General features: G+C 50.0%; 2 protein-coding genes. Both read left to right on the forward strand.

The genetic code is table 11. From position 1 onward, the window contains the following. A partial coding sequence (locus ABYT30_RS17880) for a ribonuclease HII (RefSeq protein WP_373097844.1) occupies positions 1-240 on the forward strand: 240 nt, incomplete at its 5' end. Continuing rightward, a partial coding sequence (dnaE, locus tag ABYT30_RS17885; RefSeq protein ID WP_373097847.1) for a DNA polymerase III subunit alpha occupies positions 240-2,936 on the forward strand: 2,697 nt, incomplete at its 3' end. The genes ABYT30_RS17880 and dnaE, both read left to right, overlap by 1 nt.

Consider the following 2,936-nt stretch of genomic DNA (forward strand, 5'->3'; position numbering starts at 1 on the left):
GAAGCGGTGGTAAAGGGGGATAGTCGAGTCCCCGCAATTGCTGCTGCGTCTATTTTGGCTAAAGTTACCCGAGATCGCGAGATGGTGGCGCTGGATATTGAATACCCCGGTTATGGTATTGCTGGGCATAAGGGCTATCCAACTAAAGTGCATATGGAGGCTTTGCAGCGCTTGGGTGTTACGCCCTTCCATCGTCGTAGTTATGCGCCAGTGCGCGCGGCACTGGAGTCGGAGCAATGATGAATGACAGCTTTGTGCATTTGCGGGTGCATTCTGAGTATTCATTAGTCGATGGTTTGATTCGGGTTAAAGAGTTGACGAAAAGGGCTGCTAGCTTGGGTATGCCAGCGGTAGCGCTCACCGATTTAAATAATTTTTATGCGCTAATTAAATTTCAAAAAGCTGCAATGGGCGCCGGTGTTAAGCCTGTTTTTGGCTGTGACTTGTTGATGCGCGACGATGACGACCCAGATCAGACTACGGTTATTTGCCTTTTGGCGCAGAATGAAAAGGGCTATCGAAATTTAACCGAACTCATTTCTCGGGCCTACCAAGATGGTCAGTATCTCGGCAAAGCTTACGCGTATCGCAGTTGGATTGAGCAGGCGAGCGAGGGCTTAATCGCTCTCTCTGGCGGGCGTGAGGGCGACGTTGGTCAAGCATTACTGAGTGGCAAAGTCGATATAGCGCAGCGCAGCCTTGAGCGTTGGTTATCGGTGTTCCCAGATCGGTTTTATATCGAATTGCAGCGTACCGGCCGGCAGAATGAGGATGATTATCTCCACGCAGCGATCGATTTGGCTGAGCGAAATAATTGCCCTGTCGTCGCGACTAACGACGTGCGCTTTTTAGATGCGGAAGAGTTCGAAGCCCACGATGCTCGGGTATGTATCCGAGACGGTCGAGTTTTAGACGATCCTCGTCGACCTCGAAATTACAGTGACCAACAGTATTTGCGCAGCCCGGAGGAAATGGCTGAGCTATTTGCTGACATTCCTGAGGCCTTACAAAACAGTGTTGAAATTGCTAAACGCTGTAATCTTACCATTCAGCTGGGTACCTACTATCTCCCAGAGTACCCAATCCCTGAGGGCTTGACCCAAGAGAGCTATTTTCGGAAGCTCTGCCATGAAGGCCTAGATCAGCGTCTGGATTTTTTATTCGACCGTAATTCACCTGAATTCGAGGCGTATCAAACTGAATACCGCGACCGCCTAGAATTTGAGCTCAATGTTATTTTACAAATGGGTTTTCCCGGCTACTTCCTGATCGTAATGGACTTTATCCAGTGGGCCAAAGATCACGATATTCCCGTTGGCCCAGGCCGCGGTTCTGGTGCGGGTTCTCTCGTTGCTTACGCGCTAAAAATTACTGACCTAGACCCCATTCAATACGACTTACTGTTCGAGCGATTCTTGAATCCGGAGCGGGTATCTATGCCCGACTTTGACGTCGACTTTTGCATGGAAGGCCGCGATCGGGTCATTAATTATGTGGCGGACAATTACGGTCGCGACGCGGTGAGCCAGATTATCACCTTTGGCACCATGGCAGCGAAGGCGGTTGTGCGGGACGTCGCCCGAGTGCAGGGCAAGGCCTACGGCCTTGCCGATAAGCTCTCAAAAATGATTCCCTTTGAAGTCGGCATTACGCTCGAGAAGGCTTACGAACAAGAAGATGTACTCAGGGAGTTTTTGGCCGCTGATGAGCAGGCCCAAGAAATTTGGGATATGGCTACTCAGCTCGAGGGTGTTGTGCGCGGGGTGGGTAAGCATGCTGGGGGTGTGGTTATCGCACCGTCTAAACTCACCGACTTTGCACCACTGTACTGTGATGACGCTGGTGGCGGATTAGTTACTCAGTTTGATAAAAGTGATGTTGAAGAAGCCGGCTTGGTTAAATTCGACTTTTTGGGTCTGCGTACCCTCACTATTATTCACTGGGCTTTAAAAATTGTGAACGCCCAGCGCGCTAAATTGGGTGAAGATCCCTTGGATATTATGTCGATTCCGCTACAGGATCGACCAACCTTCGAAATGCTAAAGCGCGCGGAAACCACCGCAGTATTCCAGTTGGAATCCCGCGGTATGAAGGATTTGATCAAGCGTCTGCTGCCAGACTGTTTTGAAGATATTATCGCATTGGTGGCCCTGTTCCGGCCCGGTCCATTGCAGTCGGGCATGGTTGATGACTTTATCAATCGTAAGCATGGACGCGCGGAGTTGGCCTACCCCCATCCACAATATCAGCACGAATGCTTAAAGCCCGTTCTTGAGCCGACCTACGGCATTATCCTGTATCAGGAGCAGGTAATGCAGATCGCTCAGGTAATGGGTGGGGTTAGCCTCGGCGGCGCGGATTTATTACGGCGAGCGATGGGTAAGAAGAATGCCGCAGAAATGGATAAGCAGCGGAGCTTGTTTCAGAATGGCGCGGTAGAAAAGGGCTTCTCTGAAGAGCTGGCATCGAATATTTTCGACTTAATGGAAAAGTTTGCTGGCTACGGCTTTAACAAATCTCACTCCGCTGCCTACGCGCTGGTTTCCTATCAGACCGCGTGGTTAAAAACGCATTATCCGGCGCCTTTTATGGCGGCGGTAATGAGTTCGGAATTAGATAATACCGACAAGATCGTGATCTTCATTGAAGAATGTCGGGAAATGAAACTCGACTATAAGCTGCCTTCGGTAAACGAAGGCGAGTATATGTTCACGGTGAATGATCGCGGCCAAATTGTATATGGTTTAGGTGCAATTAAAGGTTTGGGTGAGGGCCCAGTTGAAAATATTATTGCTGCCCGCAATAGTGGTGGCCCGTTTAAAAATCTCTTTGAATTTTGCGAGCGCACTGATCCGCGTAAGGTAAATAAACGCGCGATTGAGGCACTGATTCGCTCCGGCGCTTTCGACGATCTTGGCGAGGATCGAGCGGTACTA

This window comes from Zhongshania sp. (assembly GCF_041623545.1).
Taxonomy (GTDB): Bacteria; Pseudomonadota; Gammaproteobacteria; order Pseudomonadales; family Spongiibacteraceae; genus Spongiibacter.